The 23,523-nt window shown below is 68.8% G+C and carries 21 protein-coding genes; 8 read left to right on the plus strand and 13 right to left on the minus strand.

Annotated features, from left to right (window positions below; all coding sequences use genetic code 11):
* Positions 1 to 96 precede the first annotated feature (96 nt).
* The 8 genes from DAT35_RS05875 to lspA (DAT35_RS05905) form a co-directional block, all read right to left on the minus strand.
* On the minus strand, positions 97 to 1,032 hold the full coding sequence (locus DAT35_RS05875) for a tetratricopeptide repeat protein (protein ID WP_108065902.1): 936 nt from the start codon (positions 1,030 to 1,032) through the stop codon (positions 97 to 99).
* Positions 1,032 to 1,289 carry a hypothetical protein gene (locus DAT35_RS57985; protein WP_146209585.1) on the minus strand — a complete coding sequence of 86 codons (258 nt, stop codon included), beginning with the start codon at positions 1,287 to 1,289 and terminating at the stop codon, positions 1,032 to 1,034. Before DAT35_RS57985 ends, DAT35_RS05875 begins: the two co-directional genes overlap by 1 nt.
* 107 nt (positions 1,290 to 1,396) lie before the next feature.
* A complete protein-coding gene (locus DAT35_RS05880) occupies positions 1,397 to 1,786 on the minus strand; it encodes a hypothetical protein (RefSeq protein WP_199242822.1) in 390 nt (129 codons plus the stop codon).
* 179 nt (positions 1,787 to 1,965) lie between these two features.
* Positions 1,966 to 2,475, minus strand: a complete 510-nt coding sequence (locus DAT35_RS05885; protein ID WP_108065904.1) for an HAD family hydrolase — start codon at positions 2,473 to 2,475, stop codon at positions 1,966 to 1,968.
* Between the two features lie 11 nt (positions 2,476 to 2,486).
* A complete protein-coding gene (locus DAT35_RS05890; RefSeq protein WP_233261321.1) occupies positions 2,487 to 3,560 on the minus strand; it encodes an MXAN_5187 C-terminal domain-containing protein in 1,074 nt (357 codons plus the stop codon).
* 41 nt (positions 3,561 to 3,601) lie between these two features.
* Positions 3,602 to 4,918, minus strand: coding sequence for a prolipoprotein diacylglyceryl transferase (locus DAT35_RS05895; RefSeq protein ID WP_108065905.1), 1,317 nt, complete (start codon positions 4,916 to 4,918; stop codon positions 3,602 to 3,604).
* A gap of 112 nt (positions 4,919 to 5,030) precedes the next feature.
* On the minus strand, positions 5,031 to 5,648 hold the full coding sequence (gene lspA, locus DAT35_RS05900) for a signal peptidase II (RefSeq protein ID WP_108065906.1): 618 nt from the start codon (positions 5,646 to 5,648) through the stop codon (positions 5,031 to 5,033).
* A 10-nt stretch (positions 5,649 to 5,658) separates the two neighbouring features.
* Positions 5,659 to 6,279 (minus strand): signal peptidase II, encoded by a 621-nt coding sequence (lspA, locus tag DAT35_RS05905; protein ID WP_108065907.1) that lies wholly within the window; start codon positions 6,277 to 6,279, stop codon positions 5,659 to 5,661.
* A 135-nt stretch (positions 6,280 to 6,414) separates the two neighbouring features.
* Between lspA (DAT35_RS05905) and DAT35_RS05910 the strand changes: the two genes are divergently transcribed.
* The 6 genes from DAT35_RS05910 (at position 6,415) to DAT35_RS05935 (ending at position 15,497) form a co-directional block, all read left to right on the plus strand.
* Complete coding sequence (locus DAT35_RS05910; RefSeq protein ID WP_108065908.1) at positions 6,415 to 6,762, plus strand: hypothetical protein; 348 nt, start codon at positions 6,415 to 6,417, stop codon at positions 6,760 to 6,762.
* A gap of 19 nt (positions 6,763 to 6,781) precedes the next feature.
* Positions 6,782 to 7,534 carry a Mut7-C RNAse domain-containing protein gene (locus DAT35_RS05915; RefSeq protein WP_108065909.1) on the plus strand — a complete coding sequence of 251 codons (753 nt, stop codon included), beginning with the start codon at positions 6,782 to 6,784 and terminating at the stop codon, positions 7,532 to 7,534.
* Positions 7,535 to 7,692: 158 nt separating this feature from the next.
* Positions 7,693 to 13,020 (plus strand): ATP-binding sensor histidine kinase, encoded by a 5,328-nt coding sequence (locus tag DAT35_RS05920; RefSeq protein ID WP_108065910.1) that lies wholly within the window; start codon positions 7,693 to 7,695, stop codon positions 13,018 to 13,020.
* Positions 13,021 to 13,142: 122 nt separating this feature from the next.
* Entirely contained in the window at positions 13,143 to 13,574 is a 432-nt protein-coding gene (locus tag DAT35_RS05925) for a CBS domain-containing protein (protein WP_108065911.1), read from the plus strand.
* A 95-nt stretch (positions 13,575 to 13,669) separates the two neighbouring features.
* Positions 13,670 to 15,169 carry a glycosyltransferase family 39 protein gene (locus tag DAT35_RS05930; RefSeq protein ID WP_108065912.1) on the plus strand — a complete coding sequence of 500 codons (1,500 nt, stop codon included), beginning with the start codon at positions 13,670 to 13,672 and terminating at the stop codon, positions 15,167 to 15,169.
* Between the two features lie 151 nt (positions 15,170 to 15,320).
* The gene (locus DAT35_RS05935; RefSeq protein ID WP_108066422.1) at positions 15,321 to 15,497 is read left to right on the plus strand and encodes a lmo0937 family membrane protein; all 177 of its coding nucleotides are present in this window, start codon (positions 15,321 to 15,323) and stop codon (positions 15,495 to 15,497) included.
* 20 nt (positions 15,498 to 15,517) lie between these two features.
* Here the strand turns inward: DAT35_RS05935 and DAT35_RS05940 are convergent, their stop codons facing one another.
* The 4 genes from DAT35_RS05940 to DAT35_RS05950 are packed head-to-tail and all read right to left on the minus strand — an operon-like array spanning position 15,518 to position 17,936.
* On the minus strand, positions 15,518 to 16,993 hold the full coding sequence (locus DAT35_RS05940) for a PLP-dependent aminotransferase family protein (RefSeq protein WP_108065913.1): 1,476 nt from the start codon (positions 16,991 to 16,993) through the stop codon (positions 15,518 to 15,520).
* 11 nt (positions 16,994 to 17,004) lie between these two features.
* Positions 17,005 to 17,181 (minus strand): hypothetical protein, encoded by a 177-nt coding sequence (locus DAT35_RS58795; protein ID WP_158501570.1) that lies wholly within the window; start codon positions 17,179 to 17,181, stop codon positions 17,005 to 17,007.
* Positions 17,181 to 17,441: a hypothetical protein gene (locus tag DAT35_RS05945; protein WP_108065914.1), complete on the minus strand. Its 261-nt coding sequence runs from the start codon at positions 17,439 to 17,441 to the stop codon at positions 17,181 to 17,183. Before DAT35_RS05945 ends, DAT35_RS58795 begins: the two co-directional genes overlap by 1 nt.
* 27 nt (positions 17,442 to 17,468) lie before the next feature.
* On the minus strand, positions 17,469 to 17,936 hold the full coding sequence (locus tag DAT35_RS05950) for a rhodanese-like domain-containing protein (protein WP_108065915.1): 468 nt from the start codon (positions 17,934 to 17,936) through the stop codon (positions 17,469 to 17,471).
* Positions 17,937 to 18,169: 233 nt separating this feature from the next.
* Between DAT35_RS05950 and DAT35_RS05955 the strand changes: the two genes are divergently transcribed.
* Entirely contained in the window at positions 18,170 to 18,745 is a 576-nt protein-coding gene (locus tag DAT35_RS05955; RefSeq protein ID WP_108065916.1) for a histidine phosphatase family protein, read from the plus strand.
* 170 nt (positions 18,746 to 18,915) lie between these two features.
* On the plus strand, positions 18,916 to 20,931 hold the full coding sequence (locus tag DAT35_RS05960) for a sulfatase-like hydrolase/transferase (protein ID WP_108065917.1): 2,016 nt from the start codon (positions 18,916 to 18,918) through the stop codon (positions 20,929 to 20,931).
* A 115-nt stretch (positions 20,932 to 21,046) separates the two neighbouring features.
* Here the strand turns inward: DAT35_RS05960 and DAT35_RS05965 are convergent, their stop codons facing one another.
* Positions 21,047 to 23,443 carry a glycosyl hydrolase family 18 protein gene (locus DAT35_RS05965; protein ID WP_108065918.1) on the minus strand — a complete coding sequence of 799 codons (2,397 nt, stop codon included), beginning with the start codon at positions 23,441 to 23,443 and terminating at the stop codon, positions 21,047 to 21,049.
* Positions 23,444 to 23,523: the final 80 nt, after the last annotated feature.

The raw sequence follows: 23,523 nt of genomic DNA on the forward strand, positions 1-23,523 counted from the left end.
GTCGTTAGGAACCTAACCACATCGGCACGCGCTGGCAACGAAAACATGAGAGGGGTCCGCGTTCAGGCGGGAGGGAAGCGGAGCGGAGGAAGAGCCTCAGTCGCCGTAGTCGCGCTTGGCCTCATCGGCCGAGCCGCCGACGGCTTCCACCGAGTTGCGGTGCTTGAGGTTGTGGTCGAAGGCCGACTTGCGGTCGAGCCCATCCGGCAGCGTCGCGGTGATGCGGCGGCGGGCCCGGGTGATGGCGTCCTGCACCATGGCCGGCTCCGGGTGGGTCTTCAGCGCCTGCACCCACGTCTCGATGGCCTTCTCGTTGTCCCCCGCCTCGGCCTTCAGCTTGCCCATCTCGAAGACGGCGTGCGGCGCCAGCTCCGAGTCCGGAAAGCGGGCGATGAGGTCCGCGTACGTGCGCGAGGCCTCCTGGCGGTAGCGCTGCACCTCGGGCGAGCCGGGCTGCGCCCCCAGCGCCTGCATGTGCAGCGCCTGGGCCTGCAGGTAGATGGCGTCGTCCACGAAGGCGCTGGTGGCGAAGCGCTCGGTCAGCTTGCGCGACTCCAGCACGCACTGCTGGTAGTCCTGCAGCTCGAAGTAGAGCTTGGCCACCTGGTAATGCAGCTCGGCGCCCTGGGGCGGGTTGCGCGCCAGTGCAGCGGTGAGCTGATCGATGGCGCCACGCAAATCCCGGAAGTGCACGCGCAGCAGCTCGGCGAGCACCACGCGGCCCTCCAGGGCCTCGGGAGACTCGGGGCACTGGGCGATGAGCTCCTTGTAGACGCTCGCGGCCTCCTTCACCTTGCGCAGCTCGAGCCAGTACACGTCGGCGGCACCCTTGAGGGCACGGGCCTTGAGCACCTGGGCCTGCGGGGTCTCATCCGTGCGCAGGGCGTCCAGCGCCTTGCGGTACTCCACCAGGGCCTCGTCGGGACGCTTCTCGAAGATGGCGTCGCGGGCGCGCTGCATGTGGTCGGTGGCGCTGTCCCGGGAGCAGCCCGGGGCGAGCGCGAGGGCCAGGACGAGCATCAAACGCCGCACTAGCAGGCCTCCGGGATGACGCGAACACACTCGGTGTTCAGGCAGCGGATGCACTCCTCCTGGGTGCCGGTGTCGCTGACGCACAGCGACACGCGCGAGGAGCGGGGACAATCCTCGGAGGCGACGCAACGGTAGACGGCGCCCTGGCCGTTCATCACCGGCTGAGGAGGGGGGGTACACTCCTCGGGAGGAGTGGCGTTACAGCCGGCGAGCCCGGCCGCGAAGGCGAGGACGAGTGCGACAATCCGGGTTCTCACGGGGCGGGAGTTGTAGCCGGATTTGGCACCTTCGTCACGGAAGCCGGCGCCCGCACGCCCGTCCGCTGTCCTTCGGGGCCGAAGTACATCCTGGAGGCCCGCGGTAGCTAGTTGTTGCTCAGCCGCTCCCGGCTGCCCGAGGTCAACACCGAGGAGTCCACCGACGCCATGCTGCGCCCCTTCTTGAGGCGCCGCGCCTTCTCCTGCTGGTGCTCCAGGTTCTTCGCCATCCCCATCAGGTGCTCGTCCGCCACGCGGCACTGGATGGCCGACACCTCCTGGTGCCTCCGCCCCAGCTCCGCCCACAGGTGCATCATCGACTGGTTACCCAGCAGCCGCGTCTCCACCTCATCGAGCGCCGCGTCCATGCGCTCGTCCTCGGCCTGGAGCTCCGCCAGACGTGCCTCCGCGTCCTCGGGGGGCGCCGCGCACCCGCTCGCCAGCCACAGCACCGCCGCCGCCAGCCCGAGCCCCTTGCGCCGCATCCCGCCTGCCATCGCCCACCTCGAAGTCCGGTGCATGTGCCAGTCCGCGTCCCCGAGCGCCCGGCAGGGGCTCGACGCGTGGGCAAACTAGGGAGCCCCCCCCACCGGGACAACCTCCCTCCAGAGCGGCTTGACGCCTCTCACGTGCAACGGCTTTCAACAGCCAACGTTTGGCTCGTCCTCCGGGGGCCTCAGGGCGCCGGCCGGTGACGGAGAATGAACTCACACACCTCGCGCGCCGCGCCGAAGCCCGCCGGCCGCTGCGCCACATAGTGCACTTGCGAACGCACCTCGTCCGGGGCCTCGGGGGGCGCCGCCGAGAACCCCACCGCCTTGAGCAGCGGCAGGTCCACCAGCTCGTCCCCCATGTACCCACACCGGTCCGCCGTCACCTTCAGGAGCTCCAGCAGCTTCTCGAAGTGCGCCACCTTGTCCTGGCTGCCGAAGTGCACGTGCTTGAGGCCCAGTGACTGCATCCGCATCTGCGCCGACAGGCTGTCGCCGCCGGAGATGGCCGCCACCTCCAGCCCCGCCTCCTGCAGCCGCTTGATGCCCATGCCGTCGCGCACGCTGTACATCTGCGTCCAGCCCGAGTTGGGCACCCAGAAGATGCGGCCGTCGGTGAGCGTGCCGTCGATGTCGAAAATCATCACCGACAGGCGGCCCACCCGCGCCTTGAGCGACTCCAGGTCCTGGTTCATCCGCGCACGCCCTACTTGGGCACGGCCTTGAGCACGGCCTTGCCGTCCTTGATGACGACCTTGAACTCCACCGACTTCGCGCCGTGCTGCTTCATCAGCTCCGGCACCTGCTTGCGCAGCGAGGCGGCGATGGAGTCGTAGCTCATCTTCGACGTGTCTTCCTTGTTGCGGCGCTTGGCGGCGACGTAGGCGTCATAGACACCCTTCAGCTTGTCGTCGGAGAGCTCGCTGGCGCTGGCCGCCGCGGGAGGACGCGCCGCCGCCGCGGGCTTGGGAGCGGCGGGAGGACGGGCCGCCGCCATGGGGGCCACGCGCGGCACCGCGGGCGCCACCACGGGCGCGACGGAGGGCACCAACGGAGCCACGGAGGGCACCAGTGGCGCCACGGAAGGAATGGATGGGACGGCCGTGCCCCGCGCCGGAGTCGCCACCATGGGGGCCACCGGCGGCACCAGCGGCGCCACCGACGGCACGGAGGGCGACATCAGCGGCGCCACCGACGGCACGCCCCGGAAGGGCACCGGCTCCATCGGCGCCATGGACGGCGGCGCGGATGGCTTGCCCACGGACGACAGCACCTCCTCCATGTCGAGATCTTCGTCCGACAGCTCCACCGGCCCCTGGGTGCGAGCCTTGTCGCCGGCCGGCTTCTGCTTGTCGGCCCGGCGCTTCGCCTTGGCGACGTCCCGCTTGTAGGTGCCGTTCTCGATCTCCTGAATCGTGCGCTGCCACAGCCGCTCGTAGGTGACGAACTTGCTGTGGATGGCCTGCACGCGGAACTTGGCCGCGGTGTTGCGCACGAAGCTGCTCTTGAGCCGCTCCAGCCGCTTCTTGAGGTCCTCGTACTGGCGCGTCGGCGGAAGCCGATCGATGCCCATGAAGTAGTGCTCGTAGGCCACCTTCAGGGCCGCGAGCTCGGACTCGATGGCATCGCACTCCTGGAAGGCCACCTCGCTGCCCGACTTCGCGGGCATGCCGGACTGCGTATCGCCCGTGGCCGAGGCCAGCCGGGCGGAGGACTTCGCGGAGGTACCGGCCTTCGCGGCCTGGTTCTTCGATGACGATTTCGAGGGCTCGTACGGCATGCGCCCTCAGAGTGTCCCCAAGACGCGCGCGCGGATCAACCTCATGCAGGGCTCGGTGTCGGCCCTACGCCAGCCGCCTCGCCCGCCCGGCGAATCCGCCGGTACAGCAAAGTGGCGCCAAAAGTGAACATGCACAGGGAGATGAACTGGCTGGTGGAGATGTTGAACCATGCCTCCAGGGGCACGGCGTCGGCCAGCCCCGAGGCGCCCAGCGACTGGAGCAGGCCGTGCAGGGTGCCGCGCTCGGTATCTCCGCGGAACAGCTCCACCGAGGTGCGCAACACCGCGTAGCACATCAACCACAGGGCGAAAATCTGCCCGTGGAAGCGCCGGAAACGCCGGGCGTACAGCAACACCAGGAAGAGGACGAGCTGGCCCACGGACTCGTAGATCTGCGTGGGGAACACCGGGAGCGTGGTGCCGTGCTGCGTCACCCACTCGGAGATGCGCACCGCGCCGGGGGCCGCGTGGTGGAGGATTTCACCGGTGGCCTCGACCACGTAGCGAGCGTCCTGGGCCTGCGACTGGAAGGCGAGGCTGGAGGTGCCCCCGAGCCGCCCGAAGATGTCCTTGGCCAGCCCGGAGCCGGGGAAGTGGGCCATGAAGCGCGAACCGGCGGAGGCAACGTCCCCCCAGCAGCAACCGGCGGAGAAGCACCCCAGGCGCCCCAGGCACTGGCCCAGCGACACCGTGGGGATGGCCAGGTCCGCCAGCCGCAGGAAGTCCATGTCGTTCTTGCGCGCGAAGTAGTACGCCGCCAGCGCCGCGCCGATGAGGCCACCGTAGAAGACGAGCCCGCCGCCCAGCGACAACACCTGCGTCCAGTCGCGGGCGTAGTCCTTCCAGTTGACAAGCACGAAGAGGACGCGGCTGCCCACCAGTCCGCCCACCAGCACGTAGAAGGCCAGGTCCATCACCGCCTCGCGCTTGCGAGGGCCCTCGACGTCCACCCACCGGCCGCCGCCCTGGGCGTCCGGCACCCACGCCAGCTTGCGCCACTCCTCCTGCGCCAGCCGCGACGCCACCGACACCGCGGTGATGAAGCCGCTGGCCAGCAGCACGCCGTAGGTGTGCACGGGGATGCCCTCGCCCTTGCCGTCCGGGATGGCACTCGAGGGCAGCGCATAGCGCAGGCCGAACCACGCCAGGAGCGCCGCGATGGCCCCGTAGCCGAGCGCACGCGACATCCGCTGCTCGGACGTAGGCGGCGCGGGCTTCTCGCCCGGAGCCTTGGGCGTGCCCTCGGCGTTACGCCAACCGTTGTAGGAGATATACGCCACCGCGGCGAGCGCCACCGCGTACAGGAGGACCTGGGACCACAGGGCCGTGAAGGTGAAATGGACGAGGACGGGAAGCATGGGCAGGACCGTGTACGAGCGCGAGGCCGTGCAGGTTACCCGTTCACGGCGCCTCGGGGGTGGGATGGGGCGGCCCCAGAGCCGGACCGCTGGGAGGGCGAGCGGCCCGCCGTCAGGAGCGGACCTCGGCCGACTTCTCCTCCTTGGGCGTCTCCTTGCGCACGAAGGCATCCACCAGGAGCAGCCCCACGCCCAGCACGATGGCCGAGTCCGCCACGTTGAAGGACGGCCAGGTGGCCTTGTCGTACCAGTGGGCCTCGAGGAAATCGATGACGAAGGCCCGGGCGAGCCGGTCGATGTAGTTGCCGATGGCCCCTCCGAGCACCAGGGGCAGGCCCCACAGCGCCCAGCGCTCCTTGGGGTCCTTCCCGCTCAGCCGGGTGAAGTACCAGGTGATGAGCACCACCGCGCCGATGCTCACCACGTGGAAGAGCGGCCCGCGCACGTTGGGCGGCAGGCTGCGGAACAGGCCCCAGGCCGCACCCGGGTTTTCCGCGTAGCGCAGGCGGAAGAAGGACGGGGAGACCTCGATGTAGCGCTTGGACCGGTAGTGCAGTCCGTCGAAGCCCTGGGGCGGGGGCTCGCCATACATCGCCGACAGCCGCTCGCCCAACGTGGGCCGGTCATCGAAGCGGGTGGTGAGCTCGCGGACGACGAGGTACTTCGTCCACTGGTCGAGAACGATGACGCCAAGCGCCACCGTCAGCAGGAGGAGGTATTTGCGGGGCACGGGTGGCGGCTTACACCACCTGCCCCCCCGGCGTCACGGATTCCACGGACCGGCGATCCCTCAGAGAGTCCAGCAGCAACAGACCCACTCCCACGCAGATGGCGGCGTCGGCCACGTTGAAGGTGGGCCAGCGCATGCCCGGCTGGTTGCGCCAGTGCCAATCGATGAAGTCGATGACGTAGCCGCGCAGGAGCCTGTCCAGGAAGTTGCCCAGCGCCCCACCCGCCACGAGCGCCAGCGCCCAGCGCACCATCCGCTGCTCCGGGGTGAGCCGCACGTACATGAAGAAGATGAAGCCGAGCGCCACCAGGCTCACCAGGTGGAAGAAGGGCCGGCGCACGGACTCGGACAGGCTGGCGAAGAGGCCCCAGGCCGCACCCGGGTTCTCGACGTAACGGAAGTGCCAGTAGTCCTCGATGAAACGGTAGGGCCGTGTGGACCTGCGGTGCGCCCCTTCCACGGGCGGGTCGTTGTCCAGGTTCTGCTCGGAGAAGAAGCCCTCCACCCGCGACAAGCCCGTCCGCCCATCGAGCGCCTCCGTCAGGTGGGCCACCGCCAGGTACTTGGTCACCTGGTCGGCGGCGAGGGTGGCGAGGCCCACGAGGATCAGAACGCGGAATCGGTGCACCATGGAACCCCCACCTCTACCTTGCCGGCTGGGAGCCTGACAACCCGGACAGGAATGCAACCGGGCAGTCAGCGGGTTGACTCGCTGGACGCCTCGAAGTGGGGCATGGTGGGGACAATGGAGACTGTTGAGCCGCCTGTGACACCGAATCCGAACGAGACCTCCGCTTCCCAGGCCGTGGCGGCGAAGCCCTCCCTCAAGGAGCGCTTCAAGGCGCTCATGGTGGACTATGGCCGGCTCGCCATCTGGGTCTACTTCGCCATCTTCTTCGCCTGCTGGATTGGCTTCAGCGTGGCCATCCGCCTGGGCTTCCAGGTCGAGGGCGCCGGCGGCACCTCGGGCACCATCGTCGGCGGCTACCTGGCCACCAAGCTCACCCAGCCGGTGCGCATCCTCGGCACGCTCGGCCTCACGCCGCCGCTGGAGCGGGTGCTGCGCGTCATCCCCAAGGTCCACCGCTTCCTGACGGGCCGCACGCCGTCATGACCCCCCGGCGGAACCCGGCATGCTCCAGGTGACGGTCCGCTTCTACGGCTCGCTCAACGACTTCCTCGCCCCCGAGCGCCGCGGCGTCGAGTTCGTCCACCCGCTCAACGGGCCTTGTTCGGTGAAAGACCTCATCGAATCGCTCGGCCCTCCCCACCCCGAGGTGGACGTGGTCCTGGTGGAGGGCCAACCGGTGGACTTCACGCACCGCGTCACGAATGGCCAGCGCGTGGCGGTCTACCCCGCGTTCTCCGCCCTCGACGTGACTGCACTGGTGCGCGTGGGGCCCCCTCCCCTTCCCGAGCCGCGCTTCCTGCTCGACGTGGGGCTCGGAAAGCTCTCGGGCCTGCTGCGCATGCTCGGCTTCGACACGCTGTGGCGCAACGACTACGCCGATGACGTGCTCGCCCGACTCTCGCGGGACGAGCAGCGCATCCTGCTCACCCGGGACATCGGCGTGCTCAAGCGCTCCGAGGTGGTGCACGGGTACTTCCCCCGCGAGACGGACCCCTCGCGGCAGCTCGTGGAGGTGGCGCGGCGCTTCCAACTCACCGCACACATGCACCCCTTCTCCCGGTGCCTCGAGTGCAACGCGCCCCTGGCTCCGGCCTCGCCCGAGGAGGTGCGCGGCCGCGTGCCCGAGCGCGTGCACGCCTCGTTCACCCGCTTCCACCAGTGCCCCGGCTGCAAGCGCGTCTTCTGGGCCGGCTCCCACCACGCGCGCATGCAGGCCCTCATCGACAAGCTGCGCGAGCTGGAGCAGCACCCGTAGCCTGTACGAGGTGTTTGACACCGCCGTACGAGGTGTCTGACACCACCGGCGGTGCGAGTACGAGGTGTTTGACACCTGGACCGCCTGGACCGGGCGTACGAGGTGTTTGACACCTACCGGAGCCCTCCGTATCGGGGAAGAGCGAGTCCCACCACCACATGATTGTCAGCGCCGCCTCCGCCACCAGCATCACGTCGCTCCACCTCCCCGGGTACAAGCTCCTGAGCCCCTTCCAGGAGACGCGCACCAACCTCCTCTACCGGGCGGTACGCGAGGCCGACGGGCTCCCGGTCATCGTCAAGACGCCGCGCTCCCGGAACCCCGGTCCGCGCGATCGCACCCGTTACCAGCGCGAGTACGAGCTCCTGCAGCGTCTGCGAGGCACCCCCGGAGTCATCACCGCCCACGCACTCGAGGTGCTCCACGAGCGGCCCATCCTCCTCCTGGAGGACGTGGGGGGCACGGCGCTCTCGGAGCAGGTGGGCCGTCCCCTCGAGCCTTCCCGCTTCCTCGAGCTGGCGCTCTCCCTCGCGGCCACCCTGGCGGAGGTCCACCGGCGCGGCGTCATCCACAAGGACATCAAGCCCTCAAACATCCTCGTGACGCCCTCGGGCAAGGCCTGGCTCATCGACTTCGGTATCGCCACCCTGCAGCGCGTGGAGCACGTGGAGGCGGTCCTCCAGCACCAGCTCGTCGAAGGCACTCCGGCGTACATGTCCCCGGAGCAGTCGGGGAGGATGAATCGCGCGGTGGACTACCGCACGGACTTCTACTCGCTGGGGGTCGCCTTCTACGAGGTGCTCACGGGGAGGCTGCCCTTCCAGGGGCAGGATGTCCTGGAGTGGTTCCACGCCCATCTGGCCCAGGTGCCCCTTCCTCCACACCAGGTGGAGCCATCCCTTCCGCCCGTGCTCTCGGCGGTGGTGATGAAGCTGTTGGCCAAGGGGGCCGAGGAGCGCTACCAGAGCGCCGAGGGGCTGCACGCGGACCTGGAGCGGTGCCAGGAGGCATTGCGGCGCGGCGAGCGGGAGTCCTTCCCCCTGGGTAGCCGGGACCTTCCCGCCCGCTTCCAGCTCCCCCAGCGCCTGTACGGCCGCGAGGCCCAGGTAAACACCCTGCTGGAGTCCTTCGAGCGGGTGGCTCGTACGCGGCGCACCGAGTGGGTGCTCGTACGGGGCTACTCCGGCATCGGCAAGTCCGCCGCCGTCCGCGAGCTACACCGCCCCGTGCTGCTGCGGCGCGGCTTCTTCCTCAGTGGCAAGTTCGACCAGCTCCAGCGCGACGTCCCCTACTCCACCCTGGCGCAGGCCATTCGTGAGCTGGTGCAGCAGCTCCTGGCCGGCAGCGACGAGGAAGTGGCGGCCTGGCGCCACCGGCTGCTGGAAGCGTGGGAGGGCAACGGCCAGGTGCTGGTGGACCTGGTGCCCCCGCTCGAGCGGGTCGCCGGCACACAGCCCCCCCTCCCCTCACTGCCTCCCGTCGAGGCACGCAACCGCTTCAACCGGGTCTTCCAGCGCTTCCTCGGCGTCTTCGCCACGCCCGAGCGCCCCCTCGTCCTCTTCCTGGATGACCTGCAGTGGGCGGACCTCGCCAGCCTCGAGCTCCTCCAGTACCTCGCCACGCACCCGGACAGTCCCCCCCTGCTGTTGATTGGAGCCTACCGGGACAACGAGGTGAGCCCGTCCCATCCGCTGACGCGGACCCTCTCTGAGGCGCGCAAGGCCGGAGCGAAGCTGGAGGACATCCACCTGGGGCCCCTGACGCTGGAGCAGACGCGGCAACTGGTGGCCGATACCCTGCCTGGTGCCAGCGCGGAGCTGGTGGCGCCACTGTCGTCGCTCGTCCAGGAGAAGACGGGGGGCAATCCCTTCTTCCTCCTGCAGTGGATGCAGACGCTCCACCAGGACGGACTGCTGGAGCGTGCATCGCGAGGCGGCTGGCGCTGGGACGCCGAGGGGGTACGGGCCCGAGGGTACTCGGACAACGTCATCGACTTCATGGCGGGTCGCCTGCAGCAATTGCCGGAGCGGACCCGGCAGCTGCTCCGTCTGGCGGCATGCGTGGGCAATGCCTTCTCCGTGCGGATGTTGTCCCTCCTCTCCGACCAGGAAGTCCCCCAGGTGGAGCAGGGCCTGGAGCCCGCGCTCCAGGAGGAGCTGCTGGTGCGGGTGGATGCCTGGCACTACCGCTTCCTGCATGACCGCATCCAACAGGCGGCCTACAGCCTCATCCCCGAGGAGGAGCGCAAGGCCGTCCACCTGCGCGTGGGCCGCCTGTTGCTGGAGAGCCTCTCACCAGAAGAGCTGCGCGAGCGCCTCTTCGATGTGGTGGCGCACCTCAACTCGGGCGTGGAGCTGATGACGGACGGCGCGGAGCGCTCCCGTCTGGCGCACCTGAACGCCGAGGCGGGCTGGAAGGCCAAGGTCTCCAATGCTCACCGCTCGGCCGTGAGCTGCTTCGCCATGGCCTTCTCCCTGCTGCCTGGCAATCCCTGGCAGACGGAGGGCGCGCTGGCCTTCAAGCTGCGCCTGGATCAAGCGAGCTGCGAGGTGATGTGCGGCAACACCGCCGAGGCGCGCCGGTTGTTGGAGGAGCTGCTGCCCCGGGCGAGCACGCGTGCGGAGATGGCGGCCGCCTATCACTTCAAGGGAGATCTGCTCGTCTTCTCCGGCGATGCCGAGGACGCCGTGGCCTGCCTGCTGGAGTGCCTGGAGAAGTTCGGCATGCCCCTGCCGCAGAACCCCTCGTGGGAGGAGGTGGTGGCCGCCCATGAGGAGGTGTGGTCGCTGCTGGGAGCGCGCCCCATCGAGAGCCTCCTCGAGCTGCCGGCCATGACGGACCCGGACATGAAGGCGGCCATGAGCGTGCTCGTGGCCCTGTTCGCGCCCGCGTTCTTCAGCCACAGGAACCTGCACGCCCTCCATCTCTGCCGGATGGCGACCCTCTGCATCCGCCATGGAAACGTGGACGCCTCCGCGCACGCGTATGCGTGGTTCGGATTCCTGAGCAGCAACGTCTTCAAGCGGTATCGCGAGGGACTGGCCTTCAGCGACATCGCCTGCCAGCTCGCCGAGCGCCAGGGCTTCTCCACCTACCACGCCGAGGCGCTCCACGCCCGGGCGATCAACGGGGTGTGGGTGAGCCCGTTCTCCGCCTCGCGGGAGTTCATCCACAGGGCCTTCGAGCAGTCGGTCCTGGCGGGAGACTTCCGCAATGCCTGCCTCTGCTTCAATCACATCACCCTGCTGCCGCTCGTCATGGGGCGCGAGCTGGCGGACGTGAAACAGGAGGCCCTGGCGGGCCACGACTTCGCCACCAAGGTGGGCTTCTGGGACGTGTCCCAGATGATGCTCGTCTTCCAGCGGTACGTGGAGCAGCTGCGGGGGCGCACCGACTCCTTCTCCACCCTGAACGGAGACGGGTTCGACGAGGCGGCCTTCGAAGCACGACTGGCCGCCGGGAGCCTGATTCCGCTGCGTTGCAGCTATGCCATCGTGAAGATGATGTCGCGCTTCATGTGCGGCGCATATGAAGAGGCGCGTCAGGCGGCCGAGGGCGCGGCGGACTTGCTCTGGTCCAACTTCGGCCAGCTCTACTATTACCTCTATCACCTGTACCGGGCACTGACCCTGGCGGCGTGTTGCCGGGACGCGCCAGCGCCGCGGCGGCGCGAATACCTGGAAGCCATCGAGCAGCACCACCAGCAGCTGGTGGAGTGGGCCGCGCACTGCCCGGAGAACTTCCGCGCGACCGAGAGATTGGTGTCCGCGGAGCTGGCGCGCCTGAACGGCCAACCGGAGAAGGCCCTCCGCACCTACGAGGAGGCCATCCAGTCCGCGCGCGAACAGGGCTCGCTCCAGAACGTGGCCCTGGCATGTGAGCTGGCCGCGCGCTTCTGGAAGGAGCGAGGGATGCCCACCACCGCCACCGTCTTCGCCCGAGAGGCCCGCGAGGCCTGGTGGCAGTGGGGAGCCGAGGGCAAGGCACGGCACATGGACGAGCAGTGGCCGTTCCTGGCCTCGCCGTCCACGAAGGACCAGAGCACCAGCACCCAGACGGACTCCAACCACCTGGATGCGCTCACGGTCATCAAGGCCCAGCAGGCCATCTCCAGTGAGATCGTCCTGGAGCGGTTGGTGGACACGCTCATGCGGGTGGCGTTGGAGAACGCCGGCGCCCAGCGAGGCGCGCTGCTCCTGCTGCGGCACGACACGCTGGAGGTGGCGGCCCACGCCGACACCACCCCGGGCCGGGGCTCGATACCGGACGAGGCCGCCCGGCCGTTGCCCTGGACGCTGCTCAACTACGTGCGGCGCTCGGGCGAGCACGTCCTCATCCATGACACCGCCCAGCCGCACCCCTTCTCCACCGACCCGTACTTCGCCCAGGCCCAGGGCTCGGCGCGCAGCCTGCTGTGCCTTCCCCTCGGGCGCCAGGAGAAGCTGGGCGGGCTGCTGTACCTGGAGAACGACCTCGCCACCGAGGCCTTCTCCCCGAACCGTATCGCCCTGCTGAAGCACATCGCCTCCCAGGCCTCCATCTCCATGGAGAACGCGCGCCTGTACACGGAGGTGCGGCGGGCCGAGACGGCCCTGCGCCAGTCCAATGATGAGCTGGAGCGGCGCGTGGAGGAGCGCACACGCGAGCTGAAGCAGGCCCAGGTCCACCTGGTGGAGACGGCGCGCGTGGTGGGCAAGGCGGAGATCGCCTCCAACATCCTCCACGAGGCGGGCAATGCCCTCACCAGCGTCGTGGTGGACACCGACCTGCTGCGCAGGGCGGTGGATGCCTCGCGCGTCGGCCGGGTGAAGCAGATATCGGAGCTGATGGAAGCACACCGCGGCGACATGGCGGACTTCCTCACCCGGGACCCGCGCGGCAGCCTCCTACCGGACTACCTCGCCGGCCTCGCCAGCGAGCTGCTCAACGAGCAGGCGGTGCTGAAACGAGGCATGGAGACCCTGGACGGACACGTGAACCGGGTGGCGACCATCATCCAGATGCAGCGGACCCACGCCAGGTCCACCCTGCTGACGGACGAGTACGACCTGAGCGGGCTGGTGGAGGAAGCCCTGCGCCTCCAGCAGGTGGCCCTGCAACACCTCCGCATCTCGGTGACGAAGGAGCTCGCCGAGCTGCCCAAGGTGAGGGTGGACAGGCACCGGGTGCTGCAGATCCTCACGAGTCTGATCAGCAATGCCCACAATGCCCTGAAGCCGGTCCCCGAGGGAGAGCGGCGCCTGTGGGTGCGGCTGGCCGCCGAGGGGAGCAAGGTCCGCATCCAGGTGGAGGACAACGGCGAGGGCCTGATGCCGGAAGTCCGCGAGCGCCTCTTCACGCAAGGCTTCAGCACGCACAAGGACGGCCATGGCATCGGCCTGCACAGCAGTGCGCTGGCGGCCCGGCTCCTGGGAGGACAACTGACGCTGGAGAGCGAAGGACCGGGCAAGGGAGCCATCGCCACGCTCGAGCTACCCCTCACCTAGCCCCTTCTCCGCCCCCTTCCTCCCCGAGCCCTCGACGGGTGCAACGCCCCTTCCGGATACCCACCGTAGGTGGAGCGAGATTCCACCCAGCAACCCCGGATCGGAGAAGGGAGCCAGCGGCCATGAAGACGCTCAAGGACGTAATGACGCAGGACGTGGAGGTGCTCGAGCCCGATGCCACCCTGAGGCAGGCCGCGGAGATGATGCGCCAGTTCAACATCGGGCCCGTGCCCATCTGCGAGGGCGGCAGGCTGGTGGGCATGGTGACAGACCGGGACATCGTGGTGCGTGGCCTCGCCCTGGGACACGATCCCAACACCTCGACGGTCTCCGCGGTGATGACCCGGGAAATCGAAGTCATCCACCAGGACGCCAGCTTGAAGGAGGCGGCGGCCCTGATGGCCGCCAATCAGATCCGCCGGCTGCCAGTAGTGGATGACGACGAGAATCTGGTCGGCATCCTGTCCCTGGCGGACCTCACGCGGGCGACGAGCGAGACCGCCTCGGGATGGACGCTGGAGGAGATCTCCAAGCCCTCGCAGCCGGCGTACTGACTCAGGCGCCACGGCTTGACGAGACAGCGAGCCACACCGGGCAGTTGACTCGGGTCCAGGGTTCATGAGGAAGCTGCGCTCCCCATTGGAGTCGCATGCAGCCTGAAGCTTCTTCCCTGCGGACCGGTGACCCCACCCTCGCCGCGAAGTCCCCCTGGGCCCGGCACCTGCCCGCCGCGGTGTGGGTCGTCGCGGCAGCCGTCGTTCTGCTCCTGGCGCCCTCGCTCACGGATCGCCTGGTGAACTGGCGTGAGTCCGACGTGCTGATGGTCGGCCGGAACTTCTGCCGCTCGGGCACCCCGCTGTGGCTCCCGCAGATCGACCAGGCGGGCGACGCCTCCGGCATCACCGGCATGGAGTTCCCCCTCCTCAACTTCATCGGAGGCCACCTCGCGTGTGGTGGCGCGGCCCAGGTCCTCGCGAGCCGTCTGCTCATCCTCGCCTTCGGGCTGCTCAGCCTCTTCAGCCTCGCGTCGCTGGCCAGACGCCACCTCGGGGCCGCTGGCGCATGGACCGCCATCGTCGGCTTCGCCTTCTCCCCCGTCGTCTTCTTCTACGCCCGGACGATCCAACCCGACGTCCCGTCCCTGGCGCTCGGCCTGCTCGCGCTCGACCTCTTCGATCGCTCCCTCCCCGCCGATGCGCCCACGCGCTGGCCGCTCTACTTCGGCTCCGCGGTGGCCATGGCACTCGGAGCGCTCATCAAGCTCCCCGTCATCGTGTATGGGTTGCCGCTGGTCGTCTGGCTTTTCCTCCGCCGGGGAAAGGCGGCACTTCGGCCTTCGGCCTACTGGCTCTACCTGCCCCTGTCCGTCCTGCCGCCCCTCGCGTGGTATGCGTATGCGAAAGCGCTCCAGGACCAGTACGGCATCCACTACTTCTACCTGGGCACCTCGTTCCCGGCACTGGTGGCGAGCTGGTTGGATCCCACCTTCTACAAGCGCATCTACGCGCAGCGCTTGTTCGACTCCTATGCGTGCCCGCTCATCTCGGCGCTCGGGGTCGGGTTCCTCCTCTTCCGGTGGCGTCAGACTCCTGGGTGGATTCGCGCCCTGGCCATCGCCGCCGTCATCTTCTTCTTCCTGGGGGGCGAATCGGCCGCGTGGCATACCTCGTACGGACTCGTGGCCGTTCCGGCGGTGGTGCTGAGCGCAGGGGCCGCGGTCGATGCGCTGCTCTCCCGAGCACGGCGTCCCATTTGGTTCCAGGTCGTGGCCGTGGGCCTGGTCCTCGTGGCCGCGTTCGGCCTCTGGCGGACCCGCTCCTGGTTCTCCCCCTCCAACGCCGCGGCCCCCTTCGAGGAAGCGAAGCAGCGGCTCGACGGGGTGCTCGAGACCGGGGCGCGAGTGCTCGTGCTCTCGGATGGCGATCCCAAGCTGCTCTGGTATCTCGACCGCAAGGGCTGGGTCGTCGGCGCGGACGTCGCCCGGCAGTGGTTCGGCGAAGAGCACTCACAGCCCCTCGCGGCCGCTGTCGACATGACGCGACTCAAAACTCCACAGCTGCGCGAGGCCGCACGCACCGTCCTGACGGAGCACGGCTTCACACCGCTCCTCGAGCACTCCCAGGTCGAGCTCTGGACCCGGGCCCGCTGAAGAGCCCCCCTACGGACTTCGGCCCCTGACCAGATGACCGAGCATCAGGCCGTCGGCCTGGCGCCCCCCGAGGCCGCCCGTGGCCGCGCTTGCCCGACGTGGACCAGACCCCCACCCTTGACGTGCAGGGTCCTGGAAGATGGAGGCGCGCATGAACGCGAAGTCATTGATGTCACTGGCGGCAGTGCTGTTCGTCGTGTGGCTGCTCGCGGTCGTCGCCTTCAAGGTGGCCGGGGCGCTCATCCACCTCCTGCTCATCGCGGCGGCAGTGCTCTTCATCGCCTCCCTGGTGATGAGCGCGGGAGGGCGCCGCCAGGCCCACCCCTGACAAGGGAGCATCCGCCAGAGTCAAAGCACCGACACCAGCGAGGCCGCCGCGGCCCGGAGCGCAGCAGGGCCTACGCCAGAAAACCCCAGCACGAGCCCGCTCGCACGCTTCCTCCCCAGGTAGTGCGCGGACAGGGGACGCGTATCCAGGCCACGGCCGGCGGCCCGCTCGACGAGGGCCACATCATCCCCGCGGCCCGCCAGCTTCACCGCGACATGCATCCCCGCTTCAACGGAGCCCACATGCTGGAACCTGTCCCCGGCGTGGCGGCGAAGCGCATCCAGCAGCGCCTCCCTCCGCTCGGCGTACAGCAACCGCATCTGCCGCAGGTGCGCCGTGAAGTGGCCGCGCTCCATGAAGTCGGCCATGGCGGCCTGAGACAACAGGGGCGTGTGGCCATCCGCCAGGGACTTGGCGCGGCGGAAGGGCTCGACGAGCGGCTCCGGCACTACGAGGTACGCCAGCCGCAGCGAGGGGAACATCACCTTGTTGAAGGTGCCCACGTACAGCACGCGCCCTGAATCATCCAATCCCTGCATGGCGGCGAGCGGCCGCGACGTGTAGCGGAACTCGCTGTCGTAGTCGTCCTCCACCACCCACGCGCCCGAGGCCCGAGCCCATTCCAGCAGTGCCAACCGGCGCGCGAAGCTCATCGTGAGGCCCAGCGGGTACTGGTACGACGGCGTCACATAGGCCAGCCGCGCCTTGGGAGCCCGCGTGAGGCCCGCGTCCACTCGCAGCCCCTCCTCATCCACCGGCACGGGGACGAGCCGGGCACCCACCGAGGAGAAGGCAGCGCGCGCTCCCAGATAGCCGGGCTCCTCCATCCACACCGCGTCACCCTCCTCCAGCAGCAGGCGAGACACGAGATCCAGCGCCTGCTGCGTGCTGGAGACGATGAGCACCTGTTGCCAGCCACAGCGCACCCCGCGCGATGCGCCCACGTACGCGGCCACCGCCTCGCGCAGAGGACGCCAACCGGCCTCCTCGCCGTAGGTCAGCAACCGCGTGCCGAGCTGTCGGCCCTGACGTTGGAGCGAGCGCCGCCAGAGGGACAGAGGGAAGGCATCCAGCGCGGGCATGCACGGGGTGAGAGGAAGGATGCCGGTGGGCTGATCCGGCAAGGTCAGCTCCGCGACCCGCCGAGCTCGTGCGCGCAGCGGCGGAGCGGGCGCGGGCCGACGAGTGGGCGCACGAGGCGAACCATGGGGAGGCCGGGCGTGCTCGGGCAGGGCCACCACGGAGCCAGAGCCCACGCGCCGCTCCAGCAGACCCTCCGCGTCGAGCTGCGAGAAGGCCAGCTCCACGGTATTGCGAGACACACCCAGGTCGGCCGCGAGCGCGCGAGTGGAGGGCAACCGGCTCCGGGCGGGCAGGACGCCCGTGAGGATGGCCTGGCGCAGCCGTTCGTAGAGCTGACGGTGCAGAGGACCCGGCTCGTGGCGCAGCCCCTGGAGCTGGGGCAGGAACAACGCGGCGGAGGCTCCTCGCGGCATGGGTGCGCAGCCTATCGCGCCCGGCCCAACGCCGCCGCCACGGCTGAAGCGAGTCGAGCCTCGGCGCCTGGATGGGTGCCCAGGTAGAGGACGGGCTCGATGAGCTCCAGTTCCATCAGGACGAACCGTCCATCCACCTCACATCCGTCGACCCGAGCGAAGACACACCCCTCGGGCGCGGACTCCATCACCCTCCGCGCGGCGGCGAGAACCTGGGGTGGTGGCACTTCTGGCGCGAGGCGTCCTCCGAACTGGGTCTGAACGCGGAAGTCTCCAGCCGCGGGCCGCTTTCGCACGGCGTGGCTGAATTCAAGTCATAGCGGGAGCGCAGGTGGGCGCGCAGCGCGTCGCGGTCCACCTCGGGGGCCACGGGCAGGTCGCGCAGCTCCAGGCGCAGCCGCTCACTCGCGAGCGCCACCTGCATCCAGGGGGACAGAGGAGGATTCATCGAGAGGACCTCGAGCGCGTAGGTGGCCTAGGTCTCGCCGGTCATACCAAAGACGGGGACACCGCGAGGGAACGTCCCTTCAGTGGGGAAACCCTCCTTCACCCAATACTCGATGCCGCCGATCAACTCCTTCACCCGGAAGCCCAGCGTGGCGAAACGGACCGCGGCCTTGGTGGCGCCGTTGCAGGCGGGGCTCCAGCAGTAGACGACGATGACGTCGTCCTTGGAGAGGGAGGCCGTCGTCTCGGCGTTCACGGTACGGCCCGGGATGTTGAGCGCACCGGGGATGTGCCGGCGCGCGTAGGCCTCGGGCGAGCGGGTGTCCACCACGACGAAGCCCTTGCGGCCGCGCTCCAGGTCGATCTTCAAATCTGCGGGGTCCGTCTCCACCGACAGCTTCGCGAGGAAGTGCTGCCGGGCGGCCTCGGGCGTGGCAGCAGGCGTTTCCAGGACAAAGGAGAAGTGTGGCTCGGTGGATGGGGACGCAGGACGCATGGAGTGGCTCCGTGACGAAAGGAACGAACGAACGCCACGAAGTATGGGTGCGAAGTGGTCCCCTCGAAAGAGCCATTCCCGTCCAGTAACAGGTACCATTTCCCGACGCGCCACGCGCATGCCCGCCCGAGATGTCCCCGTGCATGATGCGATGGAACCTCGGAGACAGCGTACGTTGCCGCCGCCGTTGAGCAACACTCGCGCTCCCCACCCCTCCTGCCAGGAGTCCTCACATGCGAACCGCCACTCCCCGCTTCCTGCTCTGGGTCTGTCTGCTGCCGCTGGCCGCCTGCACCGGCGCTCACTCCACGGGCCCGCGAGCCGAGCCCGAATCTCCGCCCAATGCGTCGACCGTCGTCCTGCTGGTCCGACACGGGGAGAAGGCCACGGACGGGGGAAATGACCCGGCCCTCACTCCCGCCGGACAGAAGCGCGCGGAGGCACTGCTCCAGGTGGCCGGGAGCGCCGGCGTGAACGCCATCTACGCCACGCAGTATCGCCGGACGCGAGAGACGGCCCAGCCGCTGGCGGACCACTTGGGAGTGCCGGTGACCGTGCGTGAGATTTCAGCGGGTGCGCAGGCGCATGCCGCGGATCTGACCCGAGAGCTCCTCACGCAACACCGCGGAGAGACCATCCTGGTGGTGGAGCACAGCAATACGCTCCCGTCCATCCTCGAGGCAATGGCCGGGGTCCGTGTTCAACCCATCTCCGATAACGAGTACGACCGTCTCTTCGTGGTGGTGGTTCCGCCGTCGGGGCCGGCCCGGCTCATCCAGTCGCGGTACGGCGAGCCCTCCGCCCCGTGAGGCGATTCAAGCAGGGCAGAGGCGCGGGTGCTGGAGAACCCGTGGGCCGCGCTGACCTTTCACAGCGGCACCTCCCAGCGCGTCAATGACATAGCAACGTGCGGAATGGCGCTGAGACCCACGGGGTCCTCGCGAGCCACGCGTCCCCTCGACAGGACTGGACCCTGCAGATGACACGTCCCAACCCTCCCAATTCCCGGCCCGCGCCCCGCAACCTGCTGGTCATCATGGTCGACCAGATGCGCTTCCCCCGCTTCCCCTATGGCGCGGAAGCGGGCTTCGCCGAGCCGCTCAAGGAGATCCTCGGTTTCCAGCCGCTGCGCGAGGACAACCCCTATGCCGGGCTGTTCCCCGGCTTCGTGAAGCTGCAACAGCACGGCGTCGTGCTGCGCAATCACACCATCGCTTCCTCGGCGTGCATCCCCAGCCGAGCGGCGCTCATGACGGGCCAGTACGGCACGCGCACCGGCGTGACCCAGACGGATGGCATCTTCAAGAGCGGCGATGCCACCTCCTTCCCGTGGCTGTCGCCGGACGGCATTCCCACGCTCGGCAACTGGTTCCGCGCCGCGGGCTACCGCACGCACTACTTCGGCAAGTGGCACGTCTCCAATCCGCCGGAGCACACGCTGGAGCGCTACGGCTTCGAGGACTGGGAGCTGAGCTACCCCGAGCCCCACGGCTCCAGCCCCAACAACCTGGGCTTCTACCGCGATTATGGCTGCGCGGACCTCGCCTGCACCTTCCTGCGGCGCAAGGCATTGGCCATCGAGGTGGACCGGGCCCAGGCCAACGCGGCTTCGGACGCTCCTCGTCAGCCGGCACCTCCCGCCGAGCAGGCCCCGTGGATGGCGGTGGTGTCCTTCGCCAACCCGCATGACATCGCCACCTACCCGGCCCTGCCGCGCGGGATGGACCCCAACGCACCGAAGGTGGGCCCGCTGACCATTCCCCAGAAGGGCTCGCTGTCCGGAGCGCCGCACGGCGGCACCTTCCGCATCCCCCTCAACCCCGCCGGCATCGACGCGAGCTGCGCCAAGGCGCCTCCCGCATCGGCCATGGCGCTCGGGCCGGACAAGCCTTCGTGCCAGCTCGACTACGCCTACAAGATGGGACTGTCGCTCGCGTCGAAGACGGGTGCCTCCGCGCTGGACAAGCTGGAGGCCGCGGGCAAGACGCCCGAGAATCCCTTCGCTGCCGCGCTCCGCTTCACGCTCGATTCCAACATCCCCTTCGCGCTCGCCCATGACCCGGAGGGCTCCGTCGCGGCCTTCGTGCAGTACTACGCCTACCTGCACCACGTGGTGGACCAGCACATCGCGCGGGTGCTCGAGACGCTCGAGGAGGTGGGCCTGCACGAGGACACCCTGGTCGTCTTCGTGTCGGACCACGGCGAGTACGGCGGCGTCCACGGCATGCTGATGGAGAAGTGGCACACGGCCTACCAGGAGGCGCTGCACGTGCCGGTCGTCTTCCGGCACTCCTCGCTCAACGGAGACACGGCGCCCCGCCAGGTCGACGAGCTCACGAGCCACGTGGACCTGCTGCCCACGCTCCTGGGAATCATGGGCGTGAAGGACGAGGCGCTGGAGAAGGCCCGCGAGGAACTGCGCCTGCGCCGCGTGGTGCCTCCGTTCGTGGGGGCGGACCTGTCCCCGGTGGTGCTCGGCGAGACGTCCGTGGTGCGCGAGCAGGATGGCTCGGAGCGCCAGGGCGTGCTCTTCGCCACCGATGACGAAATCACCCAGCCGCTGCAGGCGGATGGCGACCCGCACTCCGCCGACAACGAGAAGCACTACGCCTTCTTCTGCCGGGTGGTGGACGTGCTGCGCGCGGGAGGGGGCGAGGGCGTGCCGAAACACATGAAGGTGCCCCACGTGCCGCAGCTCGCACCGGGCCCGGTGCGCCAGCCGAACCACATCCGCTGCGTGCGCAGTGGCTCCTGGAAGCTGGCGCGCTACTTCGACCCGCGCGGCCTCGAGTCCGACGAGTGGGAGCTGTACGACCTGGGCGCGGACCCGCTGGAGAACCACAACCTGCTCGACGTGAAGGGGCCCTTCCCGAAGGTGGCGCGGACGGTGCCGCGCGCACGCCACGCGGAGGTGGAGGCCAAGGCCGTGGAGCTCGGCGCGCTGCTCTCGCGCTACGAGGAGGAGAAGCTCGCCCCCTGGCCCGAGACACGGTGACGCGGCACACGTGAGCCCCGGGGCCGAGCGCCTCGGCAAGACCCAGGAGGGCGATACCCAGGCGCTCGAGAACCCCGGTGGAGTGTGCCCCGCGTCAGCGCAACAGGCGCGGTGGCTACTTGATGCTCTGGTTGAGCTGCGCGCACTCCGCGGCGGTCACGTTCTCACCGCAGACCGCGATCTGGTCCTGCGGCTTCGCGTCCGACAGGCTGCTCCCCAGCGCGTTGCCGAGCACGTGATTGAGCGCGTTGAGGTTGTAGCCGTTGTCCTGTTCGATCTGCCACCCGAACACCCCGGCCAGGCCGTTCACCTTCGCGTAGGAAGCCTTCAACGCCACGGTGCGCGGCGTCTCGATAGTGATGAACGAACCGAGCGGGTGGACCAGATAGTCCGCGTTGGAGGCCTTGTCCGTGTAGAGGCGGTAGCCGTTCTTGGGCTTCAGGTCCTTGTCGAGGAAGTTCTGGTACAGGTCATAGCCCTCCACGACACCGGCCTCCCACGAGCCGACGCCGGCAATGCCCAGGACGAGCCCGACGCCGGTGGCGCTCAGGTTGCCGAAGGTGGAGCTCCCCCGCAGGCCGTTGGTGTACTCGGTGATGTCGCTGAGGTTGATGGCCTTGGCGCGGTGGTAGTTGGCAATGCCAATCATGATCTTGTTCGCCGGCGCCCCCTCCTGCTTCAGCGTCTGGACCGCCGCGTCCACGGAGAGGGGCGCAGTGTTCCCCTGGGCATCCCTGAAGTTGGGGTTGGTGAACAGCGGCGTGTGGTGGCTGAACTGACGCTCCCAGGCACCGGAGAAGTCGTACGTCATCAGGTACAGACGGTCGAGGTACTTGCTCGTCTCCGTCCAGTTGATGAGCCTCAGCTTGCTCGGGACCGCCGAGATGGCACTGGAGAGGCGGTACTGCTTGCCGGTCTTCCTGCTCAGCCAATCCAGGCCGGCGCGCAGGTCCTTCAGCAGTTGCAGGTAGTTCTGCGGGTCATCCGGGCGGGACATCCCGGGCACCGCGCCGTCAGCACCCGGGTACTCCCAGTCGATGTCGATGCCATCGAAGTCGAACTGCTCGAGGAAGCGGACCACCGAGTCCACGAACGCCTTGCGCCGCGTGGGGTCATACGCCATCCACGGGAAGCCCTCACTCAAGGTCCACCCGCCGACCGACAGGTCCAGCTTCAGGTGCGGATTCTCCTGGCGCAGCTTGTAGAGAACGCCGAACACGCCCGCCACGTCCTTCGGGTCGAGGTCATACATGGACTCGGTGCCCGTCACCTTGCCTCCGCTCTGGCCCGGCTGAACGCGCAGGAAGGCGGCCTCGAAGTCCGCGACAGCCATCGCACCGTCCGGCAGGTTGCTCTGCTTGCACGTGCGATTGACCGCCGCGGGCGCGGTGGTGGGGAAGCCCGGGTCCTGCGTGTTCTTCGCGGCCGGGTAGCAGATGCCCGCGAACCCGTAGACGAGCCGGTGCACGTTCTTCACCGGCAGCTTGTTGAAGTCGAAGCGGCGGCCATAGATGGCCCAGTCACCGAGATACTCGACAACCTCCTGTCCGGCGCTCAGCTGATACACGTTGTGCTGGAGTGGCAGGGTCCCGGGAGGAAGCTTGGAGACACGCGCGCCTGTGTCCGCGTCGAAGCCGGGGTGATTGCCACCCGGGTCCGTCGAGGGGTCGATGCCGCCCCGAGTGCCGCCGGTGCCGGTGCCGGAGACCGGGTGTGCCGCGCTGATGGGCCCCGAAGGCGTGGCGCTACCCGCGCGCGGGTTGCCCGTCACCACCGACGGCTGGCCGTAGTTGATGTTGTTGGGGATGGACACCGGGCACAGGTTGTCGTCCGGAACGCCAACGAGCTCCCACATGTTGTAGATGGTGTCGTCAGGCTTGATTCCGTGCACGTCGGCCAGAGCGCGGTAGGCCCTGCTGTTGTATCCGACGACCTTCCCCTTCGAATAAATCTTGGTGGCCACCCACGCAGGTGCGCAGAACGGCGTCGTGGGGCCGCCACCGCCTCCCGGGTCGGCCGGCGCCACCTTCCACAGAGTGGGGACGTTGGGCGGCTCCCAGCCCGGCAGGGAGGTGTGAGCGGAGATGCACTGGTACTTCACACCATTGTAGGAAACGACGTCGCCCACCGCGTATTGCTTGTTGGCGGCCCAAGGCGCGGCCGTGCTGGTGCCAGCATCCGTGCCACTGCCCACACCTCCGTCGGAGCCTCCTCCACCGGCATCTGCACCGCCACCGCAGCTACCTCCTGGCAGCCAGAGAGAGGCCGTATCCCTGGGGTTCCAGTTGGCCCCAGGGGCTGCGGTGTGAGCCACCCGAGCGGTGTACGTCGCGCCCAGGTAGGTCACCACCTGGCCGGCCGTGTAGCTCGTCCCTTCGGCCCACTCGGTACAGGCTACCGCCAGCGAGTGCTCGCTCTGCGCCAGCAGGGTGACATCACGCTCACCGCAAGCAGTTCCCAAAAGCAGAATGGCCGCCACCGTGGCGGACAGACCATACGCACGACGTCGCATAACACCCCCAAAATGCACGAGAAGGCGGGGGCGGGAGGCTCTCTCCACGTCCCCAGGATGTCTGGTCGAGCGGTCCTCAT

The organism is Vitiosangium sp. GDMCC 1.1324 (genome assembly GCF_003044305.1).
In the GTDB taxonomy this organism is placed as follows: domain Bacteria; phylum Myxococcota; class Myxococcia; order Myxococcales; family Myxococcaceae; genus Archangium.